Genomic DNA, 26,702 nt, shown 5'->3' with positions numbered 1-26,702 from the left:
TGCGTGGGAAGCGTTAAAGACCTTGAAATAGTTGAAAAACCGACGAAAACCCGCATGGGTATTGGCAGATTCCACTTTTCAAACCGCTACTCGGTTTTCGACTGGGGTGAGATGCCCGATCATATAGACGGAAAGGGTGCAGCCTTATGCCTTATGGGGGCTTACTGCTTTGAAAGAGTTGAGGAGAAAGGTATTAGAACCCATTACCGCGGGCTTGTGGATAAGATAGGCAAGCTTATACATTTCGACGAGCTTGAGGAACCAACAAACATTATGGAATTTCATCTTGTGAATGTTTATAAGCCGAAAATCTATGTGGAAAATGGCAAATTAAAATATGACTACAGTGTTTACACACCTAAGCTGAAAAATTTTCTAATTCCATTAGAGATTATTTATCGAAACGGCTTGCCTGAAGGTTCATCGGTTTTTAAAAGGCTTGAGCAGGGGTTGATAACCCTTAAAGATCTAGGTTTAGACCATCACCCCAAGCCCGGTGAAAGGCTTGCCAGCCCCATTTTTGACGTCAGTACAAAGCTAGAGAGAGGAGACCGCTACTTAACATGGCGAGAAGCCCAGCAGTTGGTATGCTTAACGGACAATGAGGTAGAGGAAATAAAGGGCGTGCTCCTAAAAGTTGATGAAACAATTACAGAGTTGGCTGCCAAGGCTGGTTTGGTGAACGAGGATGGCAAAATAGAGTTAGCCTTCGACGACAAAAGGAGGCTGATGGTGGCGGACGTCGTTGGCACACTGGACGAGTGCAGATTCACCTACCAAGGCTTACACGTAAGCAAGGAGGTAGCCCGAATGTACTATAGGCAAACGGAATGGGCTAAACAAGTGGAACAAGCAAAACAAAAAGCCAGAGAACAGGGCTTAGAAAACTGGAAATCACTTGTTAAAATGCAACCTCCAAAACTGGATCCGATGCTGAAAAACTTGATAAGCGAAATGTATATGGCGACGGCGAACGCAATCACCAACCGCAAGCTTTTTGATGTACCAAGCCTCGCTGAAACAATGAAAAAGTACAGGGAATATGCGGGCGAAAAGTTATGATAAACAAAAGAATAATCGATAAAATAGTAAGCGAGTATGACGACCGCCACATTAGGATAGGTGTTTTAGGCTCTCATTCAGCTTTAGAAATAGCCCACGGTGCCAAACAAGAGGGATTTGAAACGATTGTTGTCTGCCAGAAGGGGCGGGAGAAAACCTACACTAAATATTACCGAAACCTTTTTGACCATGTGCTTTTGCTGGACAAGTTCGCAGACATAGCGCGCGAAGAGAACCTTGAAAAGCTACGCGCTCTAAACACGATTTTCGTGCCAAACCGCTCTTTTTCGGTCTACGTTGGCTACGAAAACATTGAAAAACGTTTCACCGTGCCCATGATGGGAAATCGTTTTATGCTCAAAACTGAAGAACGCAATGTCCCTAAAAACCAGTATTACCTCCTAGAAAAAGCGGGAATCCCAACTCCAAAAGTTTTCAAGTCGCCGAGTGAGATAGATCGCCTAGTCATAGTTAAGGTTCCAGAAAAGGAACGCGCCATTGAAAGAGCCTTCTTCTACGCCTCTTCGCCAGAAGAATTTAAACGAAAATCAGAAGAGCGTATAGCAAAGGGCATTATAAGCCGGGAAGCCCTTGAAAAAGCCGTCATTGAGGAATATGTTATAGGCGCCAAATTCAATGCAAACTTTTTCTGGTCGCCGTTAACCGATGAGCTCGACTTATTAGGTTTTGACAGACGAATTCAAACAGACCTGGATGGTGTGTTAGACCTTCCAGCTCAAGAACAATTAGAGATTGGAATAGCCACTCAAAACATTGAGATTGGACATATGGGAGTAACCATGCGGGAAAGCCAGCTGGAAAAAGTGTTTGAAGCCGGAGAACGCTTCGTCGAAATATGCAAGAAAGAGTACCCGCCGGGAATAATAGGACTTTTCGCACTGCAAGGGGCGGTGACTAAGAACCTTGAATTCTATGTGTTTGACGTGAGCCCCCGCGTACCCGGATGCCCATGTGTAGAGCCAACATCACCATATATGAAGTACAAGTATGGCGTTGAGGTTGGACCGGGCAGAAGAGTTGCCATGGAAATAAAACGCGCCATTAAAGAGGGCAGACTAGAGGATATTGTAACATGATAACACGTGAAGAAATAAGCCAGCTAATAGCCAAATACGACTTGAAAAAGTTGGCGGTAGGCACTATAGGCTCTCATTCGGCGCTTAACATTTTCAAGGGCGCCAAAGAAGAGGGCTTCAAGACCGTCTGCATATGCAAAGAAAGTGACACAATCGTCTACAAAAAATTCCCCCTAGCAGACGAGCTCATAATAGTAAACAGTTTCACAGAGTTGTTAGACGAGAAAGTGCAGGAAAAACTTAGAAGACTTAATACGGTGATCGTGCCCCATGGCTCTTTTACCGCTTACCTAAGCACCGAGGAGCTTATGAACCGTTTTTATGTACCAATGCTTGGAAACCGACAGCTTCTCGAGTGGGAGGCAGACCGTGAAAAACAGGCAGAATGGCTTAGAAGAGCAGGACTTAAGCTTCCAAAAACTTTTAGAAAATCAGAAGAAATAAGCAGCTTGGCGATAGCCAAGCTTCCAGGAGCGAAAGGAGGGAAAGGCTATTTTCTAGTGAATTCTCCCGAAAACTTCCAAAAAAGGGTTAAGGAAATGATTCGCCGCGGCTTGCTCAGGAAAGAGGATATGGACCACATACACCTGCAAGAATACGTTTTAGGAGTGAACGTCTACCCTCACTACTTTTCATCCATAATCCGTGACGATGTGGAGTTTCTAGGCGTGGACAAACGCTACGAGTCAACTGTGGATGCAATTGGACGTGTACCCGCAGCCGAACAATTGGAAATAGGTTTAAGCCCCACTTACACTATTGTGGGAAATATTCCCATCACGCTCCGCGAGTCGTTGTTGCCTGAACTTTTAAGAATGGGCGATAATGTGCAGAAAACAGCCAAGGAGTTGGCTCCACCTGGCATAATTGGACCTTTCTGCTTAGAAACCGTCGTCACTGACAACTTGGAGATTTACACTTTTGAGATTTCAGCGCGTATAGTCGCTGGTACAAACGTGGGCATTGGCACTTCGCCATACGCTTACCTCAAATACGGCGAGAAAATGTATACTGGCAGGAGAATCGCCCTAGAAATAAAGGAAGCATTGAAAAGGGGGAGAATACAAGATATTGTCGCGTAAAGCTTGATGGAACTATTTTCTATACGATTTTTCTATACAAGGTTATAAACGGAGAACCCATTTTCTTGGACAGGAGGAAGGAGAGATCAATTTGGCTGAATCTTACGGCTGGCTCTTCGTTGATTTTATTCCACTATTATATGAAAAAAGAAGAATTGCCAGACAGCTCCAAGTAGAGACATGGCTGGATTTAACTCAACTTCTGAACGAGTTGAAATTAGAATTAACTGACGGCGGAGCAAGCAAACAGAATATTGGTGCTAACGTAGATTATGTGGTTTAGAGGCCGCAGACTTTCAAGACTTCCTCGAAGGCTTGGCGACTCCTCTGAACCTTGTACTGTCTTAAAGTCTCTATTATGGTTTTTTTATCTTTTCTCCCAAGTTTCTGGTTTATTTTTTCAGCCACTACACCGCTTATAAAGAGAAATTGTGTAATAGAGGTAACGTTGGCTGGCTTACGGTTTAGACTTGCCGTTTCGAAGTCCACTATGACCGGCGTGTATTGGGCGTCCACGATTATGTGTTTTGGGGCGTGGCTTAACTCGCCATGGTCTAAACCGGCTTTGTCAAGGCGCCAACATTGTTCCAAGATTTCCCTCAAAACCTTCCTTAATCGTATCTTGCTTCGACATTTCTCCAACCAGTTGGGCAGCAAGTCACCCTCAACGAATTGCATTACAAGATAATTTTTGCTGACATCCAAAAGCTTTGGTCCAACATCAACGGAATTAGCCGCTCTAAGCATTTCGGCTTCATGCTGCATCATTATACGGTCAGCGTCCACTCGCCTGACTTTTAGGGCGAGAGGCTCATCATTCGCCTTGTAGGCTTTTATCACGAGGCCCACGCATCCTTTGCCCAAAACGTGTAGGTTTAAAACTTGTTTTTCGCCATTGAATTCTAGGGTGATGATGCCGAGTTTTTTAAGTTCTTTTATGCGTTTTTGCAGTTCAATCTTGCTCGGCTTTGGATAACAAATTATGGTGGCATATGGCTCTTCTATAAGCTTTTCAAGAGGCACCCGTGAGTTTTCAGCCTTCATTTTCATTCTGATATAGGCATATAGCAATTCACTTTAAAAGCTGATGAGGATGGAAAGAAAAGGCATGCGCAATTTTTGGTTTTTATTCTTCTTCGCAGAACTCTTCCGGCTTCGGTGGTGTAGGCGGTAAGCCTTTACGTTCACGAATCTGTCTTATCACATCTGCCTGCATGGATTCCGGCACTGGAGCCCATCGGCTAAATTGGGTTGCCCAGAAGGCGCGGCCTTGCGTTGAGGAGCGAAGCTCGTCAGCTATTCCGAATGATTCAGCTACTGGAAGTTCAGCCTTAACTATGACCATGTCTTCCTCGTTTACCATATCGAGGATTCTGCCCCTTCGCTTTTGTAACAGCGATATTACTGGGCTGACAAAGTCGTTCGGCACTTTGCATTCAAAGCTTAGGATGGGTTCTAAAAGCTTCGGCTCACTTAAAAGGAAAGCGCCCCAGATAGGACGCCAAGTCATCGGCAAGATTTGGGCTGGGCCGCGGTGCACCGGATCCTCATGAATGAGAACGTCTTCAAGGTTTACTTTAAGCCCGTACATGGGTTCTTTGGCTAAAACTCCTGTGGTGACAGCGTCGCGGAACCCTGACTTAATGTGGTCTAAAACTTCTTCAACATATTGTCTTCCCTTAATTCTATTGACTAGGATGTTTGTGCCCTCTATAGCAACCACGTTGCGGGCGTCTTCAGCAGGCCAACCATACTCTTTCATTAGGATTTTCTGGCGTTCGTCGCGGGTTTGCATCTCATTAATCTTTCCGGTTTTAATGGCTTCTATGACTTCTTCTGGAAGCTTTTCAACGGTTACCCAAAGCCTGTTATGCTTGTTTGGACTTTTACCCATAACAGGCGGGCCTTTATAGTCGCGGGTTATGGTTTCACGGTAAATAACTATAGGCTTGCTCATTTTGACCTTCAAACCAGCTTCCTGCATTCGGTAAGCTGTAACTTCTAGGTGTAGTTCGCCCATTCCGCTCAGCAAATACTGACCGCTTTCCTTGTCTATTTTAAAGTGGAGGTTTGGATCTTCAAGCGTAATCTTATGAATAACTTTGTCAAAGAGTGGAAGGTCCTTAACGTTTTCCGGCTCGACAGCCACCGTGACAACGGGATCTGAAACATATTTCAGCGCTTCGAAAGGTGCGGTTTCAACACCTTCCTCGGCTAGGGTTTCACCAACGTGTATGGAGGGTAAGCCTGACAAAGCGGCAATGTTGCCCGCTGGAATCCGCTCGACGATAACTCTGTCGGTAGCCATGCTCATGTAAACCTGCTGTATTGTGCCTTTCTGTCGGCTTGTTATAAGGCGGACAACTTTCCCCTTTTCTACAGTGCCGCTGAAAACCCTTCCAATGGCGACAACACCGCTGTGGGGGTCAACTTCAATAAACGTTACACACATTAGGAGAGGCCCGTTTGGATCAACCTTGGCCATGGCCTTTCCAACGGGGCTGTTAACATCGCCTGGCCAGATTTGGCTTTGCCTATAAGGTTGGGCATCCTTCGGGCTTGGGAGATGCTCACAGAACATGTCTAAAATTGGTTCATAGACGGGTATGCGTTTACTAAGAGCGTCAACCTTACGGCCAACATCCTCTGGCTCACCAGAGTAGGCCTCAATAATCTCCTTGAAAGTTACACCTTTAGCTCTCATGTGTGGCAGATTTAAGCCCCATTTGTGAAGTGCCGAGCCGAAGGCAACCCGGCCGTCCTCAACTTTAACTTGCCAATCTTTCTTGTGTTCTGGAGGTGCATATTTCTCGATGATGGTGTTTATTCGCGTAATTATCCTTGCAAATCTCTTCTGTATTTCTTCTGGGGAAAGCTTCAACTCTCGAATCAAGCGGTCAACTTTGTTGATGAATAGAATGGGCTTAACCCTCTCGCGGAGGGCTTGCATCAAAACCGTTTCGGTCTGAGTCATGGGACCTTCTACGGCGTCAACAACCACGAGGGCACCGTCAACAGCTCTTAGGCTTCTGGTGACGTTTCCGCTGAAGTCTATGTGTCCCGGCGTGTCAATGAGGTTTATGAGATAGTCGACGCCCTTGTAGGTGTGGACTAGGCTTATGTTGGAGGCGAAAACGGTCATCTGCCTTTTCTGTTCAAGCTCCCAAGAGTCAAGGAAAAGCTTTTGGCCGGCAACTTGCTCGCTTATGATGCCGGCTGCCGCCAGAAGGCTGTCTGAAAGAGTTGTCTTCCCATGATCTACGTGGGCAATGATGCTTGTGTTTCTTATTCGCTCGGTTTGTGTCATTAGTTTAACTATGTCTTCTATCTGCCTATAACGTCCCATGGCTAATTATACCCCACACTAACCAAAAGCTTGAAAACTGAAAGTGGTCTGCATGATTTCCAGCAAACATTTTATGCCACTCGTTAAATTAGGCTACATGCAAAAGCGAACTGAACAATATTAACTTTTTGCATGAAAACACAAGACTTTTAAGACTACATGAAACCTTGTCTCTTAACCCTTGTGGACTGCCAAAAGCTAGCGCTGGGGATTTTGTCTTGCCGAGATTTAAACAAACCAGTGAAGTACTCAAACTGATGCATAAGAAAGAGGACATACGTAACATTGGTATAATAGCCCATATAGACCATGGCAAAACAACCATGACGGACTCGCTTTTGGCGAAGGCTGGTTTACTTTCGCCTAAAATAGCCGGTGAGGCACGGGCCTTAGATTATTTGGAAGAGGAGCAGAAACGCGGGATCACCATTAAAACTGCAAACATTTCACTTTTACATGAAATCGCTGGACATCCATACCTCATAAATCTTGTTGACACGCCGGGACACGTGGACTTCACGGGTAAAGTAACCAGGGCCCTAAGGGCCATTGACGGCGTTGTGGTTGTTGTTGATGCCGTAGAAGAGGTTATGGCTCAAACAGAAACCGTAACACGGCAAGCCCTAGAAGAAAGAACCCGCCCGGTACTTTTCATAAACAAAGTTGACCGTTTAGTTAATGAGTTGAAGCTTACACCCGGCGAAATCCAAGACAAGTTTTTGCGAATAATCCGCGACTTTAACAGTTTAATAGAAATTTACGCCGAACCAGAGTTTAAGGACAAATGGAAAGTAGACCCTCAAAAAGAGACTGTGGCTTTCGGCTCAGCGCTTCACAAATGGGGCTTCACAGTAAAGATCGCCCAAGAAAAGGGTGTAAAGTTCAGCGATATAATAGACGCCTACAATAAGGGTGAACGGCAAAAACTTGCAAAGCTTATACCGTTACATAATGCCATCTTAGACATGATTGTGAAAAACATTCCAAACCCCATTGAAGCCCAGAAGTATAGACTGCCAAAAATATGGAAGGGTAATGTAAACTCTGAGATTGGGCAAGCTATGCTTAACTGTGATGACAATGGACCAACGGTTATGTGCATCACGATGGTTCAGACGGATCCCAATGCGGGGCTTGTGGCAACTGGAAGACTTTTCTGCGGCACCATTAGGCAGGATGACCATGTCTATCTTGTAGATGCTCGAAGGGATTACAAAATCCAGCAAGTTTCCATATACATGGGGGCCTTCCGAGAAGTTGTGGACAAAGTGACAGCCGGCAACATCGCAGCCCTTTTGGGATTAGATTTAGCTAGGGCTGGCGAAACTCTTGTGGATATAACCCACAAAGACGTTATGGTGCCATTTGAACGTATCAGATACGTTTCGGAGCCGGTCATAACCATAGCTGTCGAACCAAAAAATCCGAAAGACCTGCCACGCCTTATAGACGCCATGAACAGGCTTTCCATAGAAGACCCCAATCTTGCTACGTCCGTGAACATGGAAACTGGTGAATATTTGCTGAGCGGAATGGGCGAACTACACCTAGAAATTGCCGTGAAGTTTCTGCGAGACTACGGCGGAGGCTTAGAGATCATAACATCAAAACCCATAGTTATTTACCGTGAGGGCATTTTAGAAAAGGGTGCTGTAGTCATGGCTGAAAGCCCAAATAAACACAACAAGTTCTGGGTTCAAGTTGAACCATTAGAGGAAAAGGCCATAACTCTCATGGAGAAGAACGAAATCACTGAAGGAATTGACGGAAAACAGATTGAAAACACACTTTTTAAAGAGGCTAACTGGCCAATTGAAGAAGCTGAGAATGTTTGGGCAATAGACAAACACCGCAACATATTATTAAACATGGCTAAGGACATGCAACACCTACACGAAATAAGGGAAATGATCATAGACGGCTTCAAGTGGGCGTGTAAGGCTGGGCCGTTATGTGAAGAACCCATGCGCGGAGTGAAAGTTAAGCTCATAGACGCAGAGCTTCATGAGGATCCGGTGCACCGCGGCCCAGCCCAAATCTTGCCGGCCATACGTAAGGCAATGTTAGGCTCGTTTTTAACGGCTAGACCAGTACTTCTGGAGCCGGTGTACCGCATTACGGTTTCGGTTCCAGCCCAATGGGTTGGCAAATGCATAGAAATCATAACCAGAAAAAGAGGCAAAGTTTTAGCTTCCGAGCAAAGGGGTGTCTTAACATTGATTAACGGGATTATACCAGTTGCGGAAACCTTTGGTTTATCGGCTGAAATGCGTTCAGCCACGTCTGGACATGCTTTTTGGCAATGCTCTTTCAACAATTGGGAAAGAGTTCCAGAAAACATAGCCGCAGAGGTTATTAGGCAAATCCGCGAACGCAAAGGCTTACCGCCGGAAAAACCAAGTCCGGACATTTTTATGAACGAAGAGTGAGGCTTCCATGGGAAAAATAAACTTGGCACCTGATCAGCCATTTGATTTAGATTTAACTCTCCGCTGTGGACAAGCCTTCCGGTGGGAAAAAAACGGTGAATGGTGGTATGGCATAGTCACTGACAAGCCTTTCAAGGTACGGCAGAACGGCAACATGCTAGAGTTTGAAAACATAAGCTCAGACTTTGTGGAGAAGTATTTTGGACTAAGAGACGACTTGCCCTTAATTCTCACGCAGATAGCGAAGGACAGACATGTAGAAGAGGTGGTTAAGGCCCTCAAAGGATTGAGAATTTTACGTCAGGACCCGTGGGAATGCCTCATATCCTATATTTGCGCTACGTACAAGAGCATACCCGCCATAAAACAGATGCTTTTTAATCTCTCTAAAAAGTTTGGAGAAAAAAGGGTTTTTGAAAATCGCGTTTTCTACAGTTTCCCAACGCCCCAAAGACTTGCAAAGACAAGCCTCCGAGAACTTGCCTGTTGTGGTTTAGGCTATAGAGGTAAATATGTGGCGGAGACAGCCAAGCGCATCGCAGATGGTGAGTTACACATCGAAATGTTGAGGGCGGAATCCTTTGAAAACGCTAGAAAAGCATTGCTCACCCTGCCAGGCGTCGGCCCAAAAGTAGCTGACTGTGTTTTGCTTTTCTCCCTTGAAAAACTTGAAGCCTTCCCAGTGGACGTATGGATTAAACGCGTAATCATAAAGTATTACACAAACCATTTCAAAAATGATTTTTTAAGGAGAATTTCGTTTAAAAAGTCGCTAACAAATGCGGAATATGAAAAAATCAGCTTTTTCGGGAGAAAGTATTTTGGAAGCTATGCTGGCTATGCCCAAGAATATCTATTCCACTTTGAAAGGATTAGAGCAGGAAAAGCTACAGCCTAAACCTAGATAAGGTTTCTCTCTTTAAGTTTTTGCGCCGCCCAATTGCCATGGGTAGTCGCCATAGAAATGGCTTCTGAAACAAGCCTCTGCGCCACGATGGGATTATGTTGCCTCACATATCCAATAGCCTTCTGAAGATTTGTGGCAATTTCCCTGAACCCTTCAACTTTTGAAGCGTTAGCCGCAATGTTTACCTCCAGAATTAGGGCGTTAAAATAGGCTATGAGCATTTTCGCTGCGCCGGCTAATTCAGCTTCCTCTTTGACTTCACCTAGAAGCTCCAGTAGACTTGAAGCCACAATAAGGCTTGTTTTGAATTTTTCTGCATAATTGAACACTGTTAAGGCCTTTTTAACATCATCTTCCGCCAAGAAAATCAGCTCTCAGAGATTGAGGAAGGATTCTCTAAAGAGGCCCTAGCGCGCCACTTCGCCAGTCTTTTCTGCACTTCTTCTTCAAGCTTTTCTTTTGAAATTAAACGCCCAGCAACGATGACCTCATCGTTTAAGGCTATGCTTGGAGCACTCATAATTTGGTGAGCTAATCCTTCTTCTAGACCCTCCTTGGTGTTCATATCCACCTCTCGGTAAGCTAAGCCGAGTTTTCGGGCAACCTCAAACACAATCTGCTTAGCAGCATGACAGCTTGAGCACGTCGGTAAAGTGAAAACTTTTAATTCGGGAACATTAACGCTGAAGCCTTCCATACTCTAATTTTCACCGGATGCATCCTTAAAATTGTTTTGATTAACCATTCAAATATTATAGAAGGCAATCATTTTTGCAATGTAAGATCGCACTTCAGCTTTAAGATTTGCGGAGGTCGTTTTAAAAGCTCTTGTAACATGTCCCCATGAACGAGCCTGTAGACATCTCGCCACAAGTTTAGCTTCAACATCCACTTCTAAATTCAATCTGGCCTCGCCGGAACTCATAAAGTGAACCTTTAAAAGATGCTTTACGGCGTCGCATGCGCCCTCATAGGCAAGGTTTCCCTCAGAGTATTGAAGAAGCCTGCCCAGCTGGGATTTGGAAAGCTGAAAAGGTTCACGGCTTGCCCAATTTTGCCCCTTAAGTAGTCTCGCTGCCACTTGGGGGTCAAGGTTAAAGTACGTGTCTGGTAAAGCGTCTAAAAGTCTGAGCTTAAATTCTCTGTGGATTTCCTTCACTATGTTTTGTACGTTAATGTTCAGTGGTTTAACAACTATTATGCTAAACTCTCCAGAAGCCACATTACGCATGGGGCTTATGTGAACAGGTACAAAACCGTTTTTAAGCCAAAAATCTATAAGCTCTGCGTTCGCTCCAAAACTGGCGCCAACCCAGTCAAAACCTTCCCGCTCAGCCTCTTCGCAAAGCCTTTTTAGGGCCAAGCTTCCTAAACCCCTACGCATAAGTTCCGGGTGAACTGCTACCCTGACAACCCTTAAACCCCTAAGCTTGGAAAAAGCCACGTGCTGCGGATTGTACTTCACAATACATGAAGGTATAAGGTGGCCTGATGGAGGCTTACCCTTCAAAACTTGTTCCAGAAGCTCGTCGCTCATCCGTCCCTCCTCGTTAACATGCAGAGCTGCCAAAACTTTGCCGGAACCGGATAAAAGAGCCCTAGCTGAGTGATGCGGTGCATCACCAAGTATAAGCAGGTCGTCAGGCCTGTTTCTATAATGAGCTAAGGCATATATGCCTATAAACTGGCGGAGCCTCTCCTCATCCTTTTCGAACCAAAAGTCTAGATTTGGCTTTTCATATTTGCATTCTTCAAGGTTGATTTGTTCGCCTTCAAGTTCAGCTGGCTCAGCGTTCAATAGCAAAGCGTCGTAAAGCCACTTTTCAACGGGATCTTCGGGCGCATATCTTATAGGCTCCCTAAGTTCGATCATGTAAGGTTTAACATCTTCAAGCTTCTCAATAGATTTCAAAAACCTTATGGAGAAACCTCTTCCGGCACCCTCATAGCCGTGCACTGTGGAAGCGAAAACTGTTTTCGGAAATTTTTCAGCGACTCTAAACAACAGGGAAACGTGGATTCCGCCAGCCTCATCTACAAGAACGGCGTCGGCGACTTCGCCAATAGTTCTATAAGGTGGTACAAACTCTAAGATGCTCTTCTTGCATGTAAGCTTGTAAATCAAGTCGTTTGCGCGTTCGCATTTAGTTCTCTCGCCCATAGACAAGAGAGCCCGCTCAGCCATTTCAAAAACTGTTTGAACTTCTTCACATGCCGGAGCGGTGACAATCACCCTCTTAAAGCCTAAAGAAAGAAGTGATGCTGCTCCAAGTCCTAGAAGGGCTGATTTCCCCCTTCCACGGTTAGAAATTAAAATGATTAAGCCTTTCTTTTTAATGTCGAGAAACTCGAAGGCTTCTAGGGCTTCCATTTGCTCTCGGGTTAGGGTAAACTTGAAAATCGTTTGGGGGATCCTGCTTCTCTTGGGCGGCATAGGTTTTTCTCTAACAGTTTTTGGCGGGTTTAGGAGTTCTCCCTTAACAATTTTCCAGTTTTCAAGGATCCATGTACATGGGTGTTCAAGAATCTTCCTCACAAAAAACTTTTCAAATCTGTTCCTTAAGTCGTCTTCAGTGTAAGGTGGGGAAGCAAGCTTTTTGTGGATGCTTGTGCTCCAAGGCTTCTCCGCCCTCAAGTCAAGGTTATATAGTATTACTAATCCTCCGCCTCTAACGGTTTCTACAAGTCTTCCGATGTCGTTGGGCCTTGCGCCTTCAGACATATCGAGAATTAATAGGTCATTGGTAGTTCCCATAATTTTGTGAGTACCTTCATATGTACAGTGTTTAAGATGGGTTGCCGGGCACCCCATCTCTCTAAGTTTTTCAATTAATCCATTGTAGATTGCCATCCCGTCGTTTCCGCCGTGACTTACAAAAACAACTCTTTCACTATTTTCGCCTCTGAGTGTTTGATGCTTCAAAACCACATAAGCCATAACATTTAGAGCCTCTTCTCCACAAACAACAAGGAGCCTTCTATGAGAGGCTTTAAAGGCCTCCCTCATCATTTCTATTATTGAACGCTCAACGGTCAGCCTGTCTTCAGCGCTCACTTAACCACCAATTCTTGGGAGCAACAAATAGGAAATTCAGCAAACAATCTATGAAAAGACAATTAAAAGGGTTATCCGCATCTAATATAAATTTCAACCGTAAAACTTTCATAAAAGCGCAACAAAATCTATCAACCGTGGGCCCGTAGCTCAGCTAGGTTAGAGCGACAGGCTCATAACCATTTTTTGGGCTTCTTTCACGTAAATTGGAGTGATTTTAAACGTTTTCTGCTGGATAACCATAAATCGTGGAGGTTTGCTAAGGCGAAGTTTCGAATGGCCAAGAAGTATGCTGCCTGTTTGTTTACGGGTGACTTGACGCCTTTATGTTTGTTGCCTGAAGGCATGCGTAACACGGCTATGTGTGCGCTTTCAAGCCTTGCCAAGTTTTTGGGGGTTCATGGAGAGTTTAAAGTGTTGGTTAAAAATTTTGGGTTGAAGTGGAAGGATGTTAAGCCTGAGGAGCTTCTTTTAGCTAGGATTTCCAAGGCTGTTGATGGCCAGAATGTTTTAGCTTGGGTTAGACGTGTTAAGAGCCGTGTTTCAAAGCTTAGGATTTTTATGGATTTTGTGGTTTTAACGGGGTTGAGGCTTGAGGAGGCTGTGAACAGTTATAATTTAATCGTTGAGCTTGCAGGCAAAGGCTGCTTGCATCAATATTATAATGTGGAGAATGGAACGCTTGAGCATTTCCGTTTCCGCGACTTGTTTATGAGGAGAACTAAAAAGGTTTTTGTAAGCATCGTGCCCAAAAGCCTTGTTGAGGCTGTTGCTTCTCAGAAAGAGAAGCTTACGGTTTACAAGGTTTGGAACAGTCTTAAAAGGCGAGGTTTAAAATGTAGGTTTCCAGATGTTAGAGAGTTTTATGCAAACTTTATGACTAGGTGGCTTAGCCAAAGCGAAATAGACTTTCTGCAGGGCCGTATAAGCGGAAGTGTTTTTATGCGGAACTATTTCAACCCAGCTTTGATAGCCGACTTAAAGGATAGGGTGTTCAAAGGCTTGGCGGAAATACCGAAAAACATAAACTTGTGAATTATATGCCTCGTAAAATTCTAGGAGGCTTTCCAAGCTGCTTTTATTTCACTTGCAGTGGGCTAAGCATTTCAATTCATTTTTACGCGGAAAAGGATGATGTCTTCTGGCGGTGTTTCCCCTTTTTCGAAAATTTTCCGGTAGTAAGCCAAAGCCTCGTTTATTTTTGTTTCCGCTTCTGAGGTTAAGTTTTGATTGGTGATTTTTGGCAAAATTTTTGTAATGTTTTCAATGCAGCCTACAATGTTTGAATAGTTTTCCGCTTCGCCATGTTTCATGTCATAGGTTAAATATGCATCCAGCTCAGTTAACACTTTCCGAACTTGTATCTCGTAAGTCTTTTTTTCCGAAACGTTTGCTCCTTCCAAATTCCTTAAAACATCAGCTACGCTCTGATAATCTAAACATGTTTTAATGAAGGCTTCTAACGCTTCGTTAGGCCTTAAATGGTTTTGGCTGCACAGCTCTTTGAATTGACTCCAAATTTTTGCGTCTATTCTTACGCCTATTTGCCTTTTCACCTAGCCCCCCTCACCATTTTAATGGTAACATTTTCCGGTAACATTGAACGGTAACAGTGTCTATTTGCCAACTCATGGCAGCCGCCTCCGCAGAGCATCCGCTATACCCTTATCAACATGTTCACGTAGAGTTTCCAAGTCAACAGTGCTTGAAACTGTTCCAATGTTGATGGTTGGATAAACAGTGATGTATTGTGCGCCGAAATTGAAGCCTTTCCGCAATGGTATAACGGCTTCCGGGCCTTTTTCGCCAACCAACGCTAAAGTTGGCTTGGTGACTATGCCGCCTTCAGCCATAGCCTTCGCCTGCTGGATGAGTCCAAAGATTCCGGCAACTGCAAAGCCTACAGCCGCCATAATAATTGGAATTGCAACTCCAAGAGTCATGGCGCCCTGAAGCGCCATCCAAGCCACCGCCAAAGCTGTAACCGCGCCTATGGCAACCATACAGGCTGCAGCTATGCCGCGAATATCCTCGGGCAACGCTTGAAGTAACGCGTAGCCAGCGGTGAATGTTGCCATAAACGCTCCAGCGGAAACCGCCGCCGCAGTTAACGGCCCCTTCAAAGCTGTGAAGCTGCTGCTTAACCCTTGTATTGCACTGCTTAAACTTGAAATGGTGGGCTTCAAGTTTTTCAGTAAGTCGGAAAGGCTTGAAATCATGGTGATGGCCTGTGGAACCGCCATTATAGCCGTTTGAAAAACCGTTTCATTATATTTTTCATGCGCCTCGCGGGCAGCTTCAACCGCCAGTCTATGTCGTTCTTCAGCCAAAGCTAAGTCGTCGGCTGCAGCCTTGGCCTGTGAACTGTCCACGCCATATTTGGCTACCGCCTCGTTGTAGCGTCTCTGCGCGTCTTCTAAAGCATTAAGCGTAGCCTTAACCTTCAAGTTAGCCCTGTCAAGCGTCAACTGCATGTCCTGAACTCTGTCAATACTCTGGTAAAGGCTCCACGCAGCTGTGGTTAAACCGCTGAAAGCCTTAGTTGCATCCTTAACAGTTAAAAGCGTCTCCTTCCAGTTGCGCCCCGTCTCCTCAACAACACTATTCACTTCACTTAAGGTTTGCTGGACTTCCGTGCCCACAGACTCAATTATTCGGCTAGCTTCATCAACAGCTGAAATATGAATCGAAATATTACTACTCAACATTTTTCACCTCCCTTAATTTTTGAACGTTGAACGGTAACAAAGACTAAAAAGGGGGAAAATGGGGGGTTACTCAAAGAGTCCCGCTGGTTTTAGCTAACGGCTTTGGTTTTGATTTCGCATATTGCTTTGTTGTCGACTATTGCTATGCCAAACGTGTAGGTGCCAGTCAAATTCAGAATTCTAGCCGCTGTGTCTCTTTCAGTTTCAAAGAGCATTTCACGTTTAGGCGCAAACACCACAGCGTTTTTATGGATTAGAAAGGCGCTGTAACTGTTTGTCGTGTGCGTAGGCAAGTAATCGCTTACTAGAATTTTTACGCCGAAAAGCGTTGTTATCAAGCCTTCCCTAATTGTTTCTGGTAAAGCGAAAACAATAGGCTGAGAGCCGGCAACGTCTACAAACAAATCCTTATACATTAATGAGTTAATCACTAGCACAAAGTCTTGGGGTTTAACGGTTTTGCCTTGACTGCCTATGGTGTGGATTGCCTCCGCTATCCAGTCCGCGTCAAAGTAGACGGCTGCAGTTGTCTTGTTCAGTTCTGGAACGCCTGTGTCCGCTATTATTGTGTCTAAGATTTTTTTGTCGATGGCTCTTAAAATTGCAGTCTGCCCTTGAGCTTCAATTTCAGCTATCAGCCTTTCGCTTATTTTTTCAACGTCTGCGTAGGGAATTTCAGTGGTGAAGCCGGCTTCGCGAAGCGTTGTTTGAATAACGCTATAAATTCCTGTAACAGCGGTTAAGCTTGAACCAGGCGTGTCAAGCACTTGAGCGTTGAAGGGCTTAACAACTGTTAGGTTGACTACGTCTCCAGGGTGGCCGCGAATCTCGTCTGAACGGTAAATATAGTCGATTATGTTGGCGGTTGGCTTGTCAACGCCAAGCATAGGTGCTTCCCACTGCTCTTTAAGGCTGCCTCTACGCAGGGCCTCAGCTATTCTTGCATGGCGGTTAACGTTGACTGGCGTTGGCAAAACTTCACCTTTGCCGCCTGTTTTAGCAATTTTCACAGTTTCCAATAAATCGCTTAGGTTGAGGTGAAGTTCAACAGGCTGTTCACTCATTTTAAACTCACCTTTTACGGTTTAAGCCGTATTCCATTGTAACGGAGTGGCCAGGCTCCGTCGGCCTCATCGAGCCGAATCTCATCCTCATAAACTGAGGACTGTGAAAGTCGGAGAGGATGTCTTTGAGGGCGGCTACATGGAAATCTGAAACCCTCAAAGCAACGTTTAATAAATTGAGAAGGCTTTCATAAGCGTCGGTTTCTGCATACTTATCGATTAGAAACCTCAAATCTGCCAAACGTTTTTGAAACTTCCTCTCTCTTTTAATCTGCCTCTTCAAAAGCGTTTTTAATTTAAACCGTAAATACGCTTCTGAATCTTCAATATTCAATTTTCTCCGCCTCCTTGGAGATTTTATGTTTATGTAAATCCTCGCAGGTTGTGGAAAACACCCACAGAATTAAGTCATGTAGAAAAGAGGCTAAACATGACTTGCAAAACGCGAGGCTGGGCGGCTGGTTTAATATGCTTTTAAGCTCACGGTAACAGTCCGGACAGAACCAGAAAGTTAGGAAAGCTGCACCGTTACGGTGAACAATGATTTTTTGATGTTCATCCACCCTCCGTAAACATTTCATACAAACATACGCTTTTTCAGGAACCATTATTCTCCCTCCCGTTTTAAATGGTAGCTGATGTGGAGGCCTTTTCTCGCCTGTTTCAGTTTGTACTTTTCAAGGACAACTGGAAGTGGAACGCCATGGTAAACGGCGGTTATCGCCTTGTAAAGCAGTTTCCGTCCCATGTAGCCCTCGCTTGGCGGATAACATGCGTCCTCGCTTTCAAAGAGGACATTGATGATTTGTAAGACATGTTCAATTCGCATGGGTTCACGGTGGGCCGTCACCAGCACAACCTTGTCGCCTTTAGCCTTCCGCCCCTGTACAACTTCAAGTTTAACCATTTAAGCCCACCTCCAAACACCCTCATAAGTGCTGAAAACCTCACCACGTTCAACCAGCAGCTTGAAGAGGGCTTCGATTTCCTTTGCTGGCAATCCTTTACGGTTAAACCAAACGTAAAACTCACAGTTGTTAAAGCATTCAGGGTAAGCAGCCCTAAACTGCTTCAAAAGCTCACCAACAGAGGGAGGTGTAACAAGTGTAACAACTGTAACAGGTTTTTCTATACTGCTTAAAAATTCTCCTTCTTCACTATTGTTTTCTTGCATTTTATACGAGTACGGAGAACTTGTTACACTTGTTACAGTTGTTACACCTACATCTTCCGCTTTTAATGACACCGTTAAGTCCGCCTTTAAACCCACACCAACCCAAACCCAAGTCACTTTCCCATTAACGCGCTTTTGCACTGCTGAAACTCTAGGCCTTTTTCTTACCTCTCGGCTGAAGGCCTCTTCACTGATTATTTGTAGTCCTTCCAAATCACAAACAAGTTTGAACGCTTCATACAGTTCCTTCTTAGCCACCCATAAGTTTGGTTTAAACTCACAGTATTTGTCTAGGAAGTATTGCGCGGGCTGGCTCCACCGCTTATACTGTTCAACAACATCTAACATTTCCATGCTTCTTGTGAACTGCCTGTTTGCAAGCAGCCTTTTCAACCCCTCTAAAGCCCAATTTATGATTCCACTCCGCTCTTCCGGACTGTCAAGCCACTGTTCCTCTATGTTTGGCACAATTTTATCGGGCGGTATTGTCACCGGAAACTCGATTACGATAACGCGGTTCCACCATGCTAGGCTTGTATCGTTTACGGGCGGCAGCCTGTTAGCCACAACAATAAGCTTGGCATAATTTGTAAACTGCACAAGCTTTTGTTTACCCTTGAACTCAGCGCTTATTAAATCCTCTCCCGTAAGCATTTTAATTATTTCCGTTGTTACAAAGGTGGTTTTAGGCTCTGAAACAATGTTCGCCAGTTTACCAATCAGGTTTGTTGTTTGGAAACGTTCTGGAAGCCTCTCCAAAGGCACGCTTGCACAGTTTTCCCTGCCTAAAAGCGAAATCAAAGTTCTCATTAACGTGCCTTTGCCGTTTCGGCCGTTGCCCACTAGAAAGAAGAGGTAATGCAGCGGATACGCCCTGTACAGGCAGTAGCCAAACATTTCTTGGATGCATCGGCGGGCTTCCTCGTCTGGCAAGATTTCTTCAAGCCATTTTAGAAACTTTTCAGCTTTAGCGTTTGGGTTGTAGTCCGCGTGGATGACGTTTCTGAAAAAGTATTCGGGGCTGTGAGGTTTCAACTGCATCGTGTTTAAGTCGAGCACCCCATTGTTGAAGCATATTAGGTTGGGCGGCGGCTCCTCAAGGTTATCCTTAAACGTTAAGCCTTGAACAAGCTCCCTCAACGTTGTCAAATGATAAGGTTTAAAGTCCTCACCCTCAGCCTCCACAAGCTTTTCATGAATGTAGCCTTCAGCGTCATCCGTCCACGCTTTACCATTCCAGCGGAACATTAAATACGTGCGCCTGTCCGTAGCTATCGGCGTAAACTTTAGAATTTTTACGGCGAAACGGTAAAGTTGGCCTTCACCTTCCTCATTTAAGCCGGCTAACTGCAACCCTAAAGCCTTCGCCAAATCCTTCAAACTGTACACTTTACCGTCATGATAGTCAACCGCATAGAGTTTCTGCTTATTTATTGCAAAGCTTGGATTCTTGTCCGGCGGATGAAATGGACAGTGGCAATAGTAATAGTTTGGCCCCTCACTTTTAACATTCAACGCTTGAAGTATCTGGTTTAGCCAGCCTTCAAGAAGCCCCCTATCCTCAATTGTTGGCTGCTGCCTTCTATCCGAAACACCTAAAACCTCGTAAAACAATCCTTCAACGTCTTCGATGATTGTGGGCGAGTTATCGTTTAACGCTTTGTACCCTTTGCTTGGCGCCATCAATATTATCTGCGGGCCGGCGATAAGCTCTAAGGCGTGGCTTTCATGGAACTCTTTAACAGGCCGCGGTTTTACACGACTATAATAAAGCAAGTGCACACCATTGTTAACCGTGGACTCCATACGCGTTATTGGAAACCTTTTAAGAAGCTCTTTTCCTTTTGCTTTAGCCTCTTCCGAAACATGCTTTACATCGTAATCAACGCATGCAATGTATAAGCCCTCATGGTTGGGGTAACCGGCGATTATCCCAAAAGCATCCGCATCATTCCAGTTGAGGTTTTCAAACTCCTCCAATGTTTGCCTCTGCATCTGCCACTTCTGCCAGGAATCAACCAGAGGACGCTTCCTAAACTCGCCACCCTCATAAACGTAGCGAAAAGGCACCACGTTGAATCCTTGAAGCCAAAAAGCTTTAGCAGCCTCTTTTAGAAGCATTAGACACCACCTTTATCAATTCAGGGTTGAAATTGCAGTAAACCCTTAAGTTATCATTGAAAGCTTGATGTAAAATTCTCCTGATTGGTTTTAACCGACGCGGACAAAGCTGGAAGTTACAATATCCGACGGTGCCATCAATAGCTAAACAGTTTAACAATCCATGATTGTCAGCGATTTGAAACGGGCAATTTTCAAGCGCTGGTTTACCTCGCGTATGATAACCTCCTTGGAAAGCAAAAGTTACCTCGTTTAACTTTCGGGAATTACTCGTATCTCATTGTTGACTTCAAGCAGCACATACTCTATCCGTTGCCCAGTTTTCTCTTCAAGGAACTCCAACCAATGTTTAGGCAGTATTACCGCGCGACTTGTTCCAAACTTCACCAGCTTTTTTCTTAATGGCATTTTCGCTTAGCCCCTGTCAGTTTAGGTTATTTAAACTCATTTAGTATTAAGCGCAAAAGTTTTATATAAGTTTTTCTTATTTAAACTTGGTTTAAGTGGTGTAAATCTATGTCTGAACCATGGTTTACAGGTGTATCGCCCAAAGAAAGAATGGAGATATCAGCCAGGAAAATCCTAAAGCTGCTTGAAGAAGAAGAAAAACCTTTCTCCACTTTGGCTAGAACGGCGGAAAAACAGGGCATAAGCAGAGCAACTCTAACCAAGCATTTGAAGAGACTGATGGCTTTAGGCCTAGTTAGTCGACGTGTAGATGCTTCAACTTATCCGCCTACAGTTTATTACCGGCGAATTAAAGGGGAAACTCCAATAATACTCATGCCTTTTGAGGTTTGGCGTGCATGGATAGGCGAATATCCGCCTAAGCCTGAAGAAGGCTTAGAGGAAACTTTGAAATGGGTTCAAGCCATTTTACACCTTATCATGGCAAAGGTTGTTTCAACCCTAACCCCTCCGCCATTCTTTTTGGGACAAAGCCTTTCAGAAAATGAAATTGAGGAATGGTGGCGCAGCCAGAAATTCGAAAACCAATTTAAACTATTATATGAACAGCTTGTTGAAACAGCCTTGGACATCTGCAAAGCCACCTTCACAAACAAACAAAAACTCTTAACAATCAACGAAACTTTGAAGCTGACATACTTCAGCCTGTTAGAAGAAGCCTTGAAACTTTACGGTTTAAACTTTGAAAAAGTCGCCGAGAAAATTAGAAAGGGTGAAACGCCAAAGGTTACAAGGCCCATAAAGGCTTATTTTTCCACGTTAAAGCCAAATACTTAGGGTTAAAAGGAAGATTTGACGGTTGAATTTATGCTTCATTTTTCATACCATGAGTTTAGAATTTCGAGGAGTTTTTGGGTTATGGGGCTGCTATGGTTTAACGTTATCCAGTAGCCGCGTTTTCCAAAACGTGAAACTAAAACGATTCCAGCGGCCTGCAGTTTTTCAATAAGGCTTCTCGCTCTACCATAGTCGATGCCTACAGCCCGTGCAATTTGGCCTAGTGAGCCGCTGCCAAGGCTTAAAAACCGTATAACCTTCACCATCCTCTGGTTTCGCAGGTAATAGCTTAAATCGTGTTTTGCGATTTCGTAAAAGCTTTGATGTTCCAGAAACTTTTTTAGGGCGTAACACGCAGCCTCTTCAACGCTTAAACGTTTGAATTTTGCGAAGCGTTCTATGCAGGCGTAAAGCTCAGGCGGCAGCTTGATAATGTAAACACCCTCAACCCTATTCAGCAAAACTTTTCAACCCTCATATTCCACAACGGATATCCTTCAACAACCTTCAAGGAAACGCTTAAACTCTGGAAAACGTTCAATGATGTTTTCCATGAATGGGCCGGAAGACGCGTTTAAATCCGCCTTAAACCCCTCAATAATTGTGTTCTCCAGATATTCCTCAACATTGACTCTTAAAGCCCTTAGAAAATCGAGAACCGCTTTAGGAACCCTCACTTGAACTGTTTCATATTCCTCATACTCAAACATCAACCCGTCACCTCGAGGAGGCTTAGCTGGACAGTTTCAGGCTCCTCTTCCACATAGCCTTCGTATATGTTTGGCAACCTGTAGCCTGTTGCGTTAGGCAAGTCAAACCTTATCCGGTAGCCCTCATGCTTAACCGTGAAGCCCCAGCCGTTGTTTAAGCAAACCTGCACGTTATAAGCCCGCCTGACTTTTTCCACAAACCTTTCATCATCCATTAACCATTCAACTGAAGGCTCAACGGCTGCGAAGGTTGTTCTGTCCAAGCGGATGTATCTGCGGCCCCTAACCGTTATCACATCAGTCATGTCTTTATCACCAAGACATAATAGCACAGACGAAATATTTAAATGTTTCGATTACAAAGACACAATAACGGAGACGTGTCAAAATGGCGCGCACCTACATCCTCACAAAACATGAACGCGAAATCCTCAAAAGGTTCGTGGAAACAGGTGAAAAATTAAACGGGCTGCGAAATCTAATCTACATTTTTAGGAAGGCGAAAACACAGCTTGAAGAGGATATACAACTTATTCAAACTGCCCTAGAAAAATACGGTTAAAGTCAAGAGTAGCCATTTTTGCGTGGTTTAGTCTAGCTAAGTTGTGTAAAAATGCCTAGTCGCGAACATGCCCCCTGCTTCAGTCGAGGGTATCTTCCGCATCGCCCCCATTTAGGAAGGCTTGGTTTTCTGCAGCCCCTCATCATGGCCATTGTTTAAACTTTTTCACGTTTCTTTAAACTTTTAGCTGTTTGTTTAAACATGGCTGAAATACGAAAACCTCACAGTCCTCCATTTTATGAACCCTTTAAACGTTGCACAATGAAGGTTTCTCTGAAAAGTTTAAAAATTCAGCCTGCATTTTAACCTTAATGATTGGGGCTGCACACTGAACAAAGCCTTTCAAAACTCGAGTGAAAACCGCCAAAAAACTCGAGTGAAAAGGCATAAACGAGAACTGCGGAAAACAGTGGGAATAACGCTTCCGCCAAAACTAATAGCTCAAGCCCGCCTCAAAGGCTTAAACATAAGCAGAATAGCTGAACAAGCTTTAAAAGCAGCCCTAGAACAGACAGAAAACCAGAAAAACCTTAAAAACGGAAAGGAAGGTATCGGAAACGTAGTTTCCGATAAAGAAACGTGGGCCCGTAGCTCAGCTAGGTTAGAGCGACAGGCTCATAACCTGTTGGTCGCCGGTTCAAATCCGGCCGGGCCCATAACTCCCGGTAAAATGAGACTTAGATTTTTACAATTTGAAAAACATGCAACATTGCGCTGGAGTTTGATGCTCAGCAAGCTTTAACTTATGATAGTAGTATTTCGTCTAGCACTCTTTCAAGCTCCTTGTCGACGGAAGCTTGATAAATGCCCTTCCACCATAGGTGGGCGGAGCCAAATATTTCCTCAAATTGCAACCCGTTTTCAAAAAGCTTACAATAGTATTTTGATTTTATTGATCTGGGTATTTCCAATTTAATGTTTCAATTTTTTGACTAGAGTGGCTGTTCTTTTTCCAAGTTCGCGGCAGTATTCAAGTTCTTCTTCGTCCGGGGTTTCCACAGCTGCCGCGCCGTAATGTTTGTCGTCAGCTCTTCCTTGAACAATCATGCCGTGAATTATCATGGCGTTTAATATGGATAGCAACGTTGTTTCGGCGCCTGTGACTGTTCCGCCCGAGCTTGTGAAGGCTGCGCCTACTTTGCCTTCAAGTTTGCCGTGAATTTTCACAGACTCATCTATCAAAGCTTTGAGCTTTGAGGACATTTGTCCATAATATGTGGGTGAACCCATTATTATACCGTCTGCTGCCAGCAAATCATCCAAACTCGTTTGTTCAACCCGTTTGACGACCACGTCAACACCCTTTACTTGTTTTGCTCCTTCAGCCACTGCGAAAGCCATCTTCTCCGTGTTCCCGGTTTTCGAATCGTAGACTATTAGAATCCTCGCCATAACAAAACACCGTTTGCCTCAGCAATTATTTTTTCCGCTTCTTTCTATTTCCTTTATTATTTCGTCTACGGTCATCAGTTTTGCGTTGTAAACGTACTCTAAATAGCGCAAGCCTTGCTCATGATCTTCTTGTGTGAATGATTCCACTCCATCCTTTGCAACTATTATTCTGTAGCCTCTGAAAAAGGCGTCGGCAGCTGTATGTCGTACACATATATGCGTGTGTAACCCGCCCAAAATCACGGTTTTCACGCCTTCACCATCATATAGGCTTCTCAAAAGCGGATCCAAACCGGTCTCGTAAAAGCCGCTGTAGACTCGTTTCTCTACAATAAAGTCTTTGTCGGTCGGCTTAAGCTCCGGAATAACCTCAGCGCCTTGCGTGCCTTTTATGGCATGTTTCCCCCACCGATTTACAACTTCAAAATCGTTAGGATAGTGGGCATCGTTACAGTAGATTACTGGAACACCGTTTTTGCGTGCAGCCTCCACCAGCCTCTTCAGATTCGGGATAATATACTTTGCCCTTTCACACTTTAAATCGCCGGTTACGAAATCATTCAACATATCGATTATTATAACAGCCATTCTTTCTGACATGATTAAAACTTTTTAAAGAGGGGGATTTATTGTTTTCCTCGCCTTGATGTTTTGCGGGTAGAGATTTTCAGCAATTAAACAATTATATAAATGATTAACAGCAATATTACTGTTAGTGGAATTATATGCTTGTTACAAATAAGGAATTGCTGTTAGCCGCTAGAAGGGAGGCTTACGCGGTAGGCGCCTTCAACATTCAAAACCTTGAGAGCCTACTTGCTGTTGTAGAGGCTGCTGTTGAAGAGCGGTCACCGGTTATTGTGGCTGTTACTCCAAGTGCAATAAAATATGGTGGGCTAAGATATTTAGCAATGCTTGTTAAAATTGCAGCTGAGAACGCGTCGGTGCCCATGTCGCTTCACTTGGACCACGGTGAAGACGTTGAAACCGTCTGTAAGTGTCTGGAGGCCGGTTTCACTTCGGTCATGATTGACGGTTCACATTTGCCCTTTGAGGATAACGTTGCCTTAACAAGACGTGTGGTTGAAATTGCCCACGCGCGGGGAGTTTCGGTTGAAGGTGAGCTTGGAAGACTTGCGGGTGTCGAGGAAAAGACCGTTGAAGAGCGGAAGGCTGTTCTAACAGATCCAAGTGAGGCGGAGGAGTTTGTTAAGCGTACAGGCGTGGATGCTTTGGCAGTTTCTATAGGAACCTCTCATGGCGCCTACAAGTTTAAGGGCGAACCCCAACTGGACTTTGAAAGGCTTAGGCTTATCCGTGAAAGAATTGATGTGCCGCTGGTGTTGCATGGGGCCTCCAGCGTTCCCCAATGGATAATAGAAAAAGCAGCAAGGTATGGGGCAGAGTTAGCTGGAGCTAAGGGCATTCCGGAGGATCACATTAGAAGGGCGATTGCGCTTGGCATAAATAAGATAAACATTGATACAGACTTGCGGTTGGCTTTTACTGCCACAGTCCGCGAGGTTTTGGCAAACTCGCCAAAAGAGTTCGACCCCAGAAAAATCCTTGGGCCGGCGAAGGAAGCCATGAAAGAGGTGGTTAAGGCTAAAATCCGTTTGTTTGGGAGTTCCGGAAGGGCGTAGGATGGTGGCGGGATGAGGGTTGGTGTTTTAAGCGGAGGGGGAGACGCTCCGGGCATAAACGCCGTTATAAGAGCCGTTGTAAGGCGTGGAATTCAAATTTATAACGATGAGATATTAGGTATAAAAGACGGGTGGCGCGGCCTTCTAGAGGGAAGCTTTACACCATTAGACTTGAACGCAGTTGCTGGGATTCTCTACCGTGGAGGCTCCATCCTTGGCACTTCAAGAACAAATCCTTTCAAGCGGGAGAAGGGTCCGGAGCAGATGATGGAAAACGCCCAGAAGGCTGGTTTGGACGCGGTTATCGCCATAGGCGGAGACGACACTTTAAGCGTTGCCCACAAGATGGCGGATTACGGACTCAAATGTGTAGGCGTTCCTAAAACAATCGACAATGACCTAGTCGGAACAGACTACACTTTTGGGTTTCACACGGCTGTTTCCATAGCCACGGAAGCCCTTGACCGACTGCATAGCACGGCTGAAGCCCACAACCGCGTCATAGTCCTAGAAGTCATGGGCCGCTATACGGGGCATATCGCCCTATACGCGGGGCTTGCTGGCGGAGCCGACGCCATACTAATTCCAGAAAAGCCCTTTGATATAGAAGAGGTCTGCGAGCACATCCGAAGCCGACAGCGGCGGGGCAGAAACTTCAGCCTCATCGTGGTGGCGGAAGGCGCTAAACCAAAAGGCGGCAAAGAAATCGTTTACAGCGAACGCATAGACGAGTTCGGCCACATAAGCCTAGGCGGAGTCGGCTACTATTTGGCTAAGGAGATAGAACAGCGCACAGGCATAGAAACCCGCGTGGTCGTGCTGGGCCACTTGCAGCGGGGCGGTTCGCCAACAGCCTTCGACCGCATACTAGCCACCCGCTTCGGCGTAGCAGCCATAGACTACGCCCACGAAGGAAAGTTTGGCTACATGCCAGCCCTCCAAGGAAAACGCATTGTGCCAGTGCCGCTTAAAGACGTGGTGGGCAAAAGAAAAACAGTAGACCTAGAACTCTACAACATAGCCACCACATTCTTCGGCTAAACAAGGTAGTTTTATAAATGATTACATGAAGCTGACATGAGTTTAGTAAGGCGTGCTTGTGCTT

At 44.8% G+C, this 26,702-nt stretch carries 30 protein-coding genes, 1 tRNA gene and 1 pseudogene; 13 read left to right on the top strand and 19 right to left on the bottom strand.

Going from position 1 to position 26,702, the window contains the following annotated elements; translation table 11 throughout:
* Nucleotides 1-3 precede the first annotated feature (3 nt).
* The 4 genes from purC to KEJ24_09095 all read left to right on the top strand — a co-directional run bounded on the left by purC (nucleotide 4) and on the right by KEJ24_09095 (nucleotide 3,524).
* Complete coding sequence (gene purC, locus KEJ24_09110; protein MBS7647974.1) at nucleotides 4-1,062, top strand: phosphoribosylaminoimidazolesuccinocarboxamide synthase; 1,059 nt, start codon at nucleotides 4-6, stop codon at nucleotides 1,060-1,062.
* Nucleotides 1,059-2,159, top strand: coding sequence for a formate--phosphoribosylaminoimidazolecarboxamide ligase family protein (locus KEJ24_09105; GenBank protein ID MBS7647973.1), 1,101 nt, complete (start codon nucleotides 1,059-1,061; stop codon nucleotides 2,157-2,159). The genes purC and KEJ24_09105 overlap by 4 nt, the downstream gene beginning before the upstream one ends.
* The gene (locus KEJ24_09100; GenBank protein ID MBS7647972.1) at nucleotides 2,156-3,241 is read left to right on the top strand and encodes a formate--phosphoribosylaminoimidazolecarboxamide ligase; all 1,086 of its coding nucleotides are present in this window, start codon (nucleotides 2,156-2,158) and stop codon (nucleotides 3,239-3,241) included. The genes KEJ24_09105 and KEJ24_09100 overlap by 4 nt, the downstream gene beginning before the upstream one ends.
* A gap of 91 nt (nucleotides 3,242-3,332) precedes the next feature.
* Complete coding sequence (locus KEJ24_09095) at nucleotides 3,333-3,524, top strand: hypothetical protein (protein ID MBS7647971.1); 192 nt, start codon at nucleotides 3,333-3,335, stop codon at nucleotides 3,522-3,524.
* Here KEJ24_09095 and KEJ24_09090 read toward each other — a convergent pair.
* Both KEJ24_09090 and KEJ24_09085 read right to left on the bottom strand, forming a co-directional pair.
* A complete protein-coding gene (locus tag KEJ24_09090) occupies nucleotides 3,521-4,291 on the bottom strand; it encodes a serine/threonine protein kinase (GenBank protein ID MBS7647970.1) in 771 nt (256 codons plus the stop codon). The two genes, KEJ24_09095 and KEJ24_09090, sit on opposite strands and share 4 nt — an antisense overlap.
* Nucleotides 4,292-4,367: 76 nt before the next feature.
* Entirely contained in the window at nucleotides 4,368-6,587 is a 2,220-nt protein-coding gene (locus KEJ24_09085; protein ID MBS7647969.1) for an elongation factor EF-2, read from the bottom strand.
* 218 nt (nucleotides 6,588-6,805) lie between these two features.
* Between KEJ24_09085 and KEJ24_09080 the strand changes: the two genes are divergently transcribed.
* Nucleotides 6,806-9,016 carry an elongation factor EF-2 gene (locus tag KEJ24_09080; GenBank protein MBS7647968.1) on the top strand — a complete coding sequence of 737 codons (2,211 nt, stop codon included), beginning with the start codon at nucleotides 6,806-6,808 and terminating at the stop codon, nucleotides 9,014-9,016.
* 7 nt (nucleotides 9,017-9,023) lie between these two features.
* The gene (locus KEJ24_09075) at nucleotides 9,024-9,914 is read left to right on the top strand and encodes an 8-oxoguanine DNA glycosylase (protein MBS7647967.1); all 891 of its coding nucleotides are present in this window, start codon (nucleotides 9,024-9,026) and stop codon (nucleotides 9,912-9,914) included.
* Nucleotides 9,915-9,916: 2 nt separating this feature from the next.
* On the opposite strand, the gene KEJ24_09070 is transcribed toward KEJ24_09075, so the two are convergent.
* The 3 genes from KEJ24_09070 to KEJ24_09060 are packed head-to-tail and all read right to left on the bottom strand — an operon-like array spanning nucleotide 9,917 to nucleotide 12,978.
* Nucleotides 9,917-10,285, bottom strand: a complete 369-nt coding sequence (locus tag KEJ24_09070) for a hypothetical protein (GenBank protein MBS7647966.1) — start codon at nucleotides 10,283-10,285, stop codon at nucleotides 9,917-9,919.
* Nucleotides 10,286-10,290: 5 nt separating this feature from the next.
* Entirely contained in the window at nucleotides 10,291-10,620 is a 330-nt protein-coding gene (locus KEJ24_09065; GenBank protein ID MBS7647965.1) for a thioredoxin family protein, read from the bottom strand.
* Nucleotides 10,621-10,668: 48 nt separating this feature from the next.
* Nucleotides 10,669-12,978 (bottom strand): tRNA(Met) cytidine acetyltransferase, encoded by a 2,310-nt coding sequence (locus KEJ24_09060; GenBank protein ID MBS7647964.1) that lies wholly within the window; start codon nucleotides 12,976-12,978, stop codon nucleotides 10,669-10,671.
* A gap of 276 nt (nucleotides 12,979-13,254) precedes the next feature.
* On the opposite strand from KEJ24_09060, the gene KEJ24_09055 reads away from it, so the two are divergent.
* Nucleotides 13,255-14,013, top strand: coding sequence for a hypothetical protein (locus KEJ24_09055; GenBank protein ID MBS7647963.1), 759 nt, complete (start codon nucleotides 13,255-13,257; stop codon nucleotides 14,011-14,013).
* 71 nt (nucleotides 14,014-14,084) lie between these two features.
* On the opposite strand, the gene KEJ24_09050 is transcribed toward KEJ24_09055, so the two are convergent.
* The 8 genes from KEJ24_09050 to KEJ24_09015 form a co-directional block, all read right to left on the bottom strand.
* A complete protein-coding gene (locus KEJ24_09050; GenBank protein ID MBS7647962.1) occupies nucleotides 14,085-14,534 on the bottom strand; it encodes a hypothetical protein in 450 nt (149 codons plus the stop codon).
* Nucleotides 14,535-14,606: 72 nt separating this feature from the next.
* Complete coding sequence (locus KEJ24_09045; GenBank protein MBS7647961.1) at nucleotides 14,607-15,686, bottom strand: hypothetical protein; 1,080 nt, start codon at nucleotides 15,684-15,686, stop codon at nucleotides 14,607-14,609.
* 89 nt (nucleotides 15,687-15,775) lie between these two features.
* On the bottom strand, nucleotides 15,776-16,750 hold the full coding sequence (locus tag KEJ24_09040) for a hypothetical protein (protein MBS7647960.1): 975 nt from the start codon (nucleotides 16,748-16,750) through the stop codon (nucleotides 15,776-15,778).
* Between the two features lie 7 nt (nucleotides 16,751-16,757).
* Nucleotides 16,758-17,084 carry a hypothetical protein gene (locus KEJ24_09035; GenBank protein ID MBS7647959.1) on the bottom strand — a complete coding sequence of 109 codons (327 nt, stop codon included), beginning with the start codon at nucleotides 17,082-17,084 and terminating at the stop codon, nucleotides 16,758-16,760.
* Nucleotides 17,074-17,358, bottom strand: coding sequence for a hypothetical protein (locus KEJ24_09030; protein ID MBS7647958.1), 285 nt, complete (start codon nucleotides 17,356-17,358; stop codon nucleotides 17,074-17,076). Before KEJ24_09030 ends, KEJ24_09035 begins: the two co-directional genes overlap by 11 nt.
* Nucleotides 17,358-17,657: a hypothetical protein gene (locus tag KEJ24_09025; GenBank protein ID MBS7647957.1), complete on the bottom strand. Its 300-nt coding sequence runs from the start codon at nucleotides 17,655-17,657 to the stop codon at nucleotides 17,358-17,360. Before KEJ24_09025 ends, KEJ24_09030 begins: the two co-directional genes overlap by 1 nt.
* Nucleotides 17,658-20,045: a hypothetical protein gene (locus tag KEJ24_09020; GenBank protein ID MBS7647956.1), complete on the bottom strand. Its 2,388-nt coding sequence runs from the start codon at nucleotides 20,043-20,045 to the stop codon at nucleotides 17,658-17,660.
* A 252-nt stretch (nucleotides 20,046-20,297) separates the two neighbouring features.
* Nucleotides 20,298-20,453, bottom strand: coding sequence for a hypothetical protein (locus KEJ24_09015; GenBank protein ID MBS7647955.1), 156 nt, complete (start codon nucleotides 20,451-20,453; stop codon nucleotides 20,298-20,300).
* Between the two features lie 108 nt (nucleotides 20,454-20,561).
* On the opposite strand from KEJ24_09015, the gene KEJ24_09010 reads away from it, so the two are divergent.
* On the top strand, nucleotides 20,562-21,290 hold the full coding sequence (locus KEJ24_09010) for a winged helix-turn-helix transcriptional regulator (protein MBS7647954.1): 729 nt from the start codon (nucleotides 20,562-20,564) through the stop codon (nucleotides 21,288-21,290).
* Between the two features lie 35 nt (nucleotides 21,291-21,325).
* Here the strand turns inward: KEJ24_09010 and KEJ24_09005 are convergent, their stop codons facing one another.
* Genes KEJ24_09005 through KEJ24_08995 form a run of 3 tightly spaced genes read right to left on the bottom strand, consistent with a single transcriptional unit; the run spans nucleotide 21,326 to nucleotide 22,305 of the window.
* Nucleotides 21,326-21,751 (bottom strand): winged helix-turn-helix transcriptional regulator, encoded by a 426-nt coding sequence (locus KEJ24_09005; GenBank protein MBS7647953.1) that lies wholly within the window; start codon nucleotides 21,749-21,751, stop codon nucleotides 21,326-21,328.
* 36 nt (nucleotides 21,752-21,787) lie between these two features.
* Nucleotides 21,788-22,000 (bottom strand): hypothetical protein, encoded by a 213-nt coding sequence (locus tag KEJ24_09000; GenBank protein MBS7647952.1) that lies wholly within the window; start codon nucleotides 21,998-22,000, stop codon nucleotides 21,788-21,790.
* The gene (locus tag KEJ24_08995; protein ID MBS7647951.1) at nucleotides 22,000-22,305 is read right to left on the bottom strand and encodes a hypothetical protein; all 306 of its coding nucleotides are present in this window, start codon (nucleotides 22,303-22,305) and stop codon (nucleotides 22,000-22,002) included. The genes KEJ24_09000 and KEJ24_08995 overlap by 1 nt, the downstream gene beginning before the upstream one ends.
* Before the next feature lie 83 nt (nucleotides 22,306-22,388).
* On the opposite strand from KEJ24_08995, the gene KEJ24_08990 reads away from it, so the two are divergent.
* The 3 genes and pseudogenes from KEJ24_08990 (at nucleotide 22,389) to KEJ24_08980 (ending at nucleotide 23,218) form a co-directional block, all read left to right on the top strand.
* Nucleotides 22,389-22,562 carry a hypothetical protein gene (locus KEJ24_08990; GenBank protein MBS7647950.1) on the top strand — a complete coding sequence of 58 codons (174 nt, stop codon included), beginning with the start codon at nucleotides 22,389-22,391 and terminating at the stop codon, nucleotides 22,560-22,562.
* Between the two features lie 295 nt (nucleotides 22,563-22,857).
* Nucleotides 22,858-23,115, top strand: a pseudogene (locus KEJ24_08985) (type II toxin-antitoxin system CcdA family antitoxin).
* Nucleotides 23,116-23,143: 28 nt separating this feature from the next.
* A tRNA-Ile gene (locus tag KEJ24_08980) sits at nucleotides 23,144-23,218 on the top strand.
* A gap of 87 nt (nucleotides 23,219-23,305) precedes the next feature.
* On the opposite strand, the gene KEJ24_08975 is transcribed toward KEJ24_08980, so the two are convergent.
* The 3 genes from KEJ24_08975 to KEJ24_08965 are packed head-to-tail and all read right to left on the bottom strand — an operon-like array spanning nucleotide 23,306 to nucleotide 24,554.
* On the bottom strand, nucleotides 23,306-23,473 hold the full coding sequence (locus KEJ24_08975) for a hypothetical protein (protein ID MBS7647949.1): 168 nt from the start codon (nucleotides 23,471-23,473) through the stop codon (nucleotides 23,306-23,308).
* A gap of 1 nt (nucleotide 23,474) precedes the next feature.
* Complete coding sequence (locus KEJ24_08970) at nucleotides 23,475-23,954, bottom strand: NAD(P)H-dependent oxidoreductase (protein MBS7647948.1); 480 nt, start codon at nucleotides 23,952-23,954, stop codon at nucleotides 23,475-23,477.
* Nucleotides 23,955-23,972: 18 nt separating this feature from the next.
* Nucleotides 23,973-24,554 (bottom strand): cysteine hydrolase, encoded by a 582-nt coding sequence (locus KEJ24_08965; protein ID MBS7647947.1) that lies wholly within the window; start codon nucleotides 24,552-24,554, stop codon nucleotides 23,973-23,975.
* Between the two features lie 125 nt (nucleotides 24,555-24,679).
* On the opposite strand from KEJ24_08965, the gene fba reads away from it, so the two are divergent.
* Together fba and KEJ24_08955 are read left to right on the top strand one after the other, a co-directional pair.
* On the top strand, nucleotides 24,680-25,597 hold the full coding sequence (fba, locus tag KEJ24_08960) for a class II fructose-1,6-bisphosphate aldolase (GenBank protein ID MBS7647946.1): 918 nt from the start codon (nucleotides 24,680-24,682) through the stop codon (nucleotides 25,595-25,597).
* A gap of 12 nt (nucleotides 25,598-25,609) precedes the next feature.
* A complete protein-coding gene (locus KEJ24_08955) occupies nucleotides 25,610-26,638 on the top strand; it encodes a 6-phosphofructokinase (protein ID MBS7647945.1) in 1,029 nt (342 codons plus the stop codon).
* Nucleotides 26,639-26,702 lie beyond the last annotated feature (64 nt).

The sequence above is a fragment of the Candidatus Bathyarchaeota archaeon genome (assembly GCA_018396705.1).
GTDB lineage: Archaea > Thermoproteota > Bathyarchaeia > Bathyarchaeales > Bathycorpusculaceae > DRVP01.
This window is presented reverse-complemented; position numbering and strand designations above follow the sequence as displayed.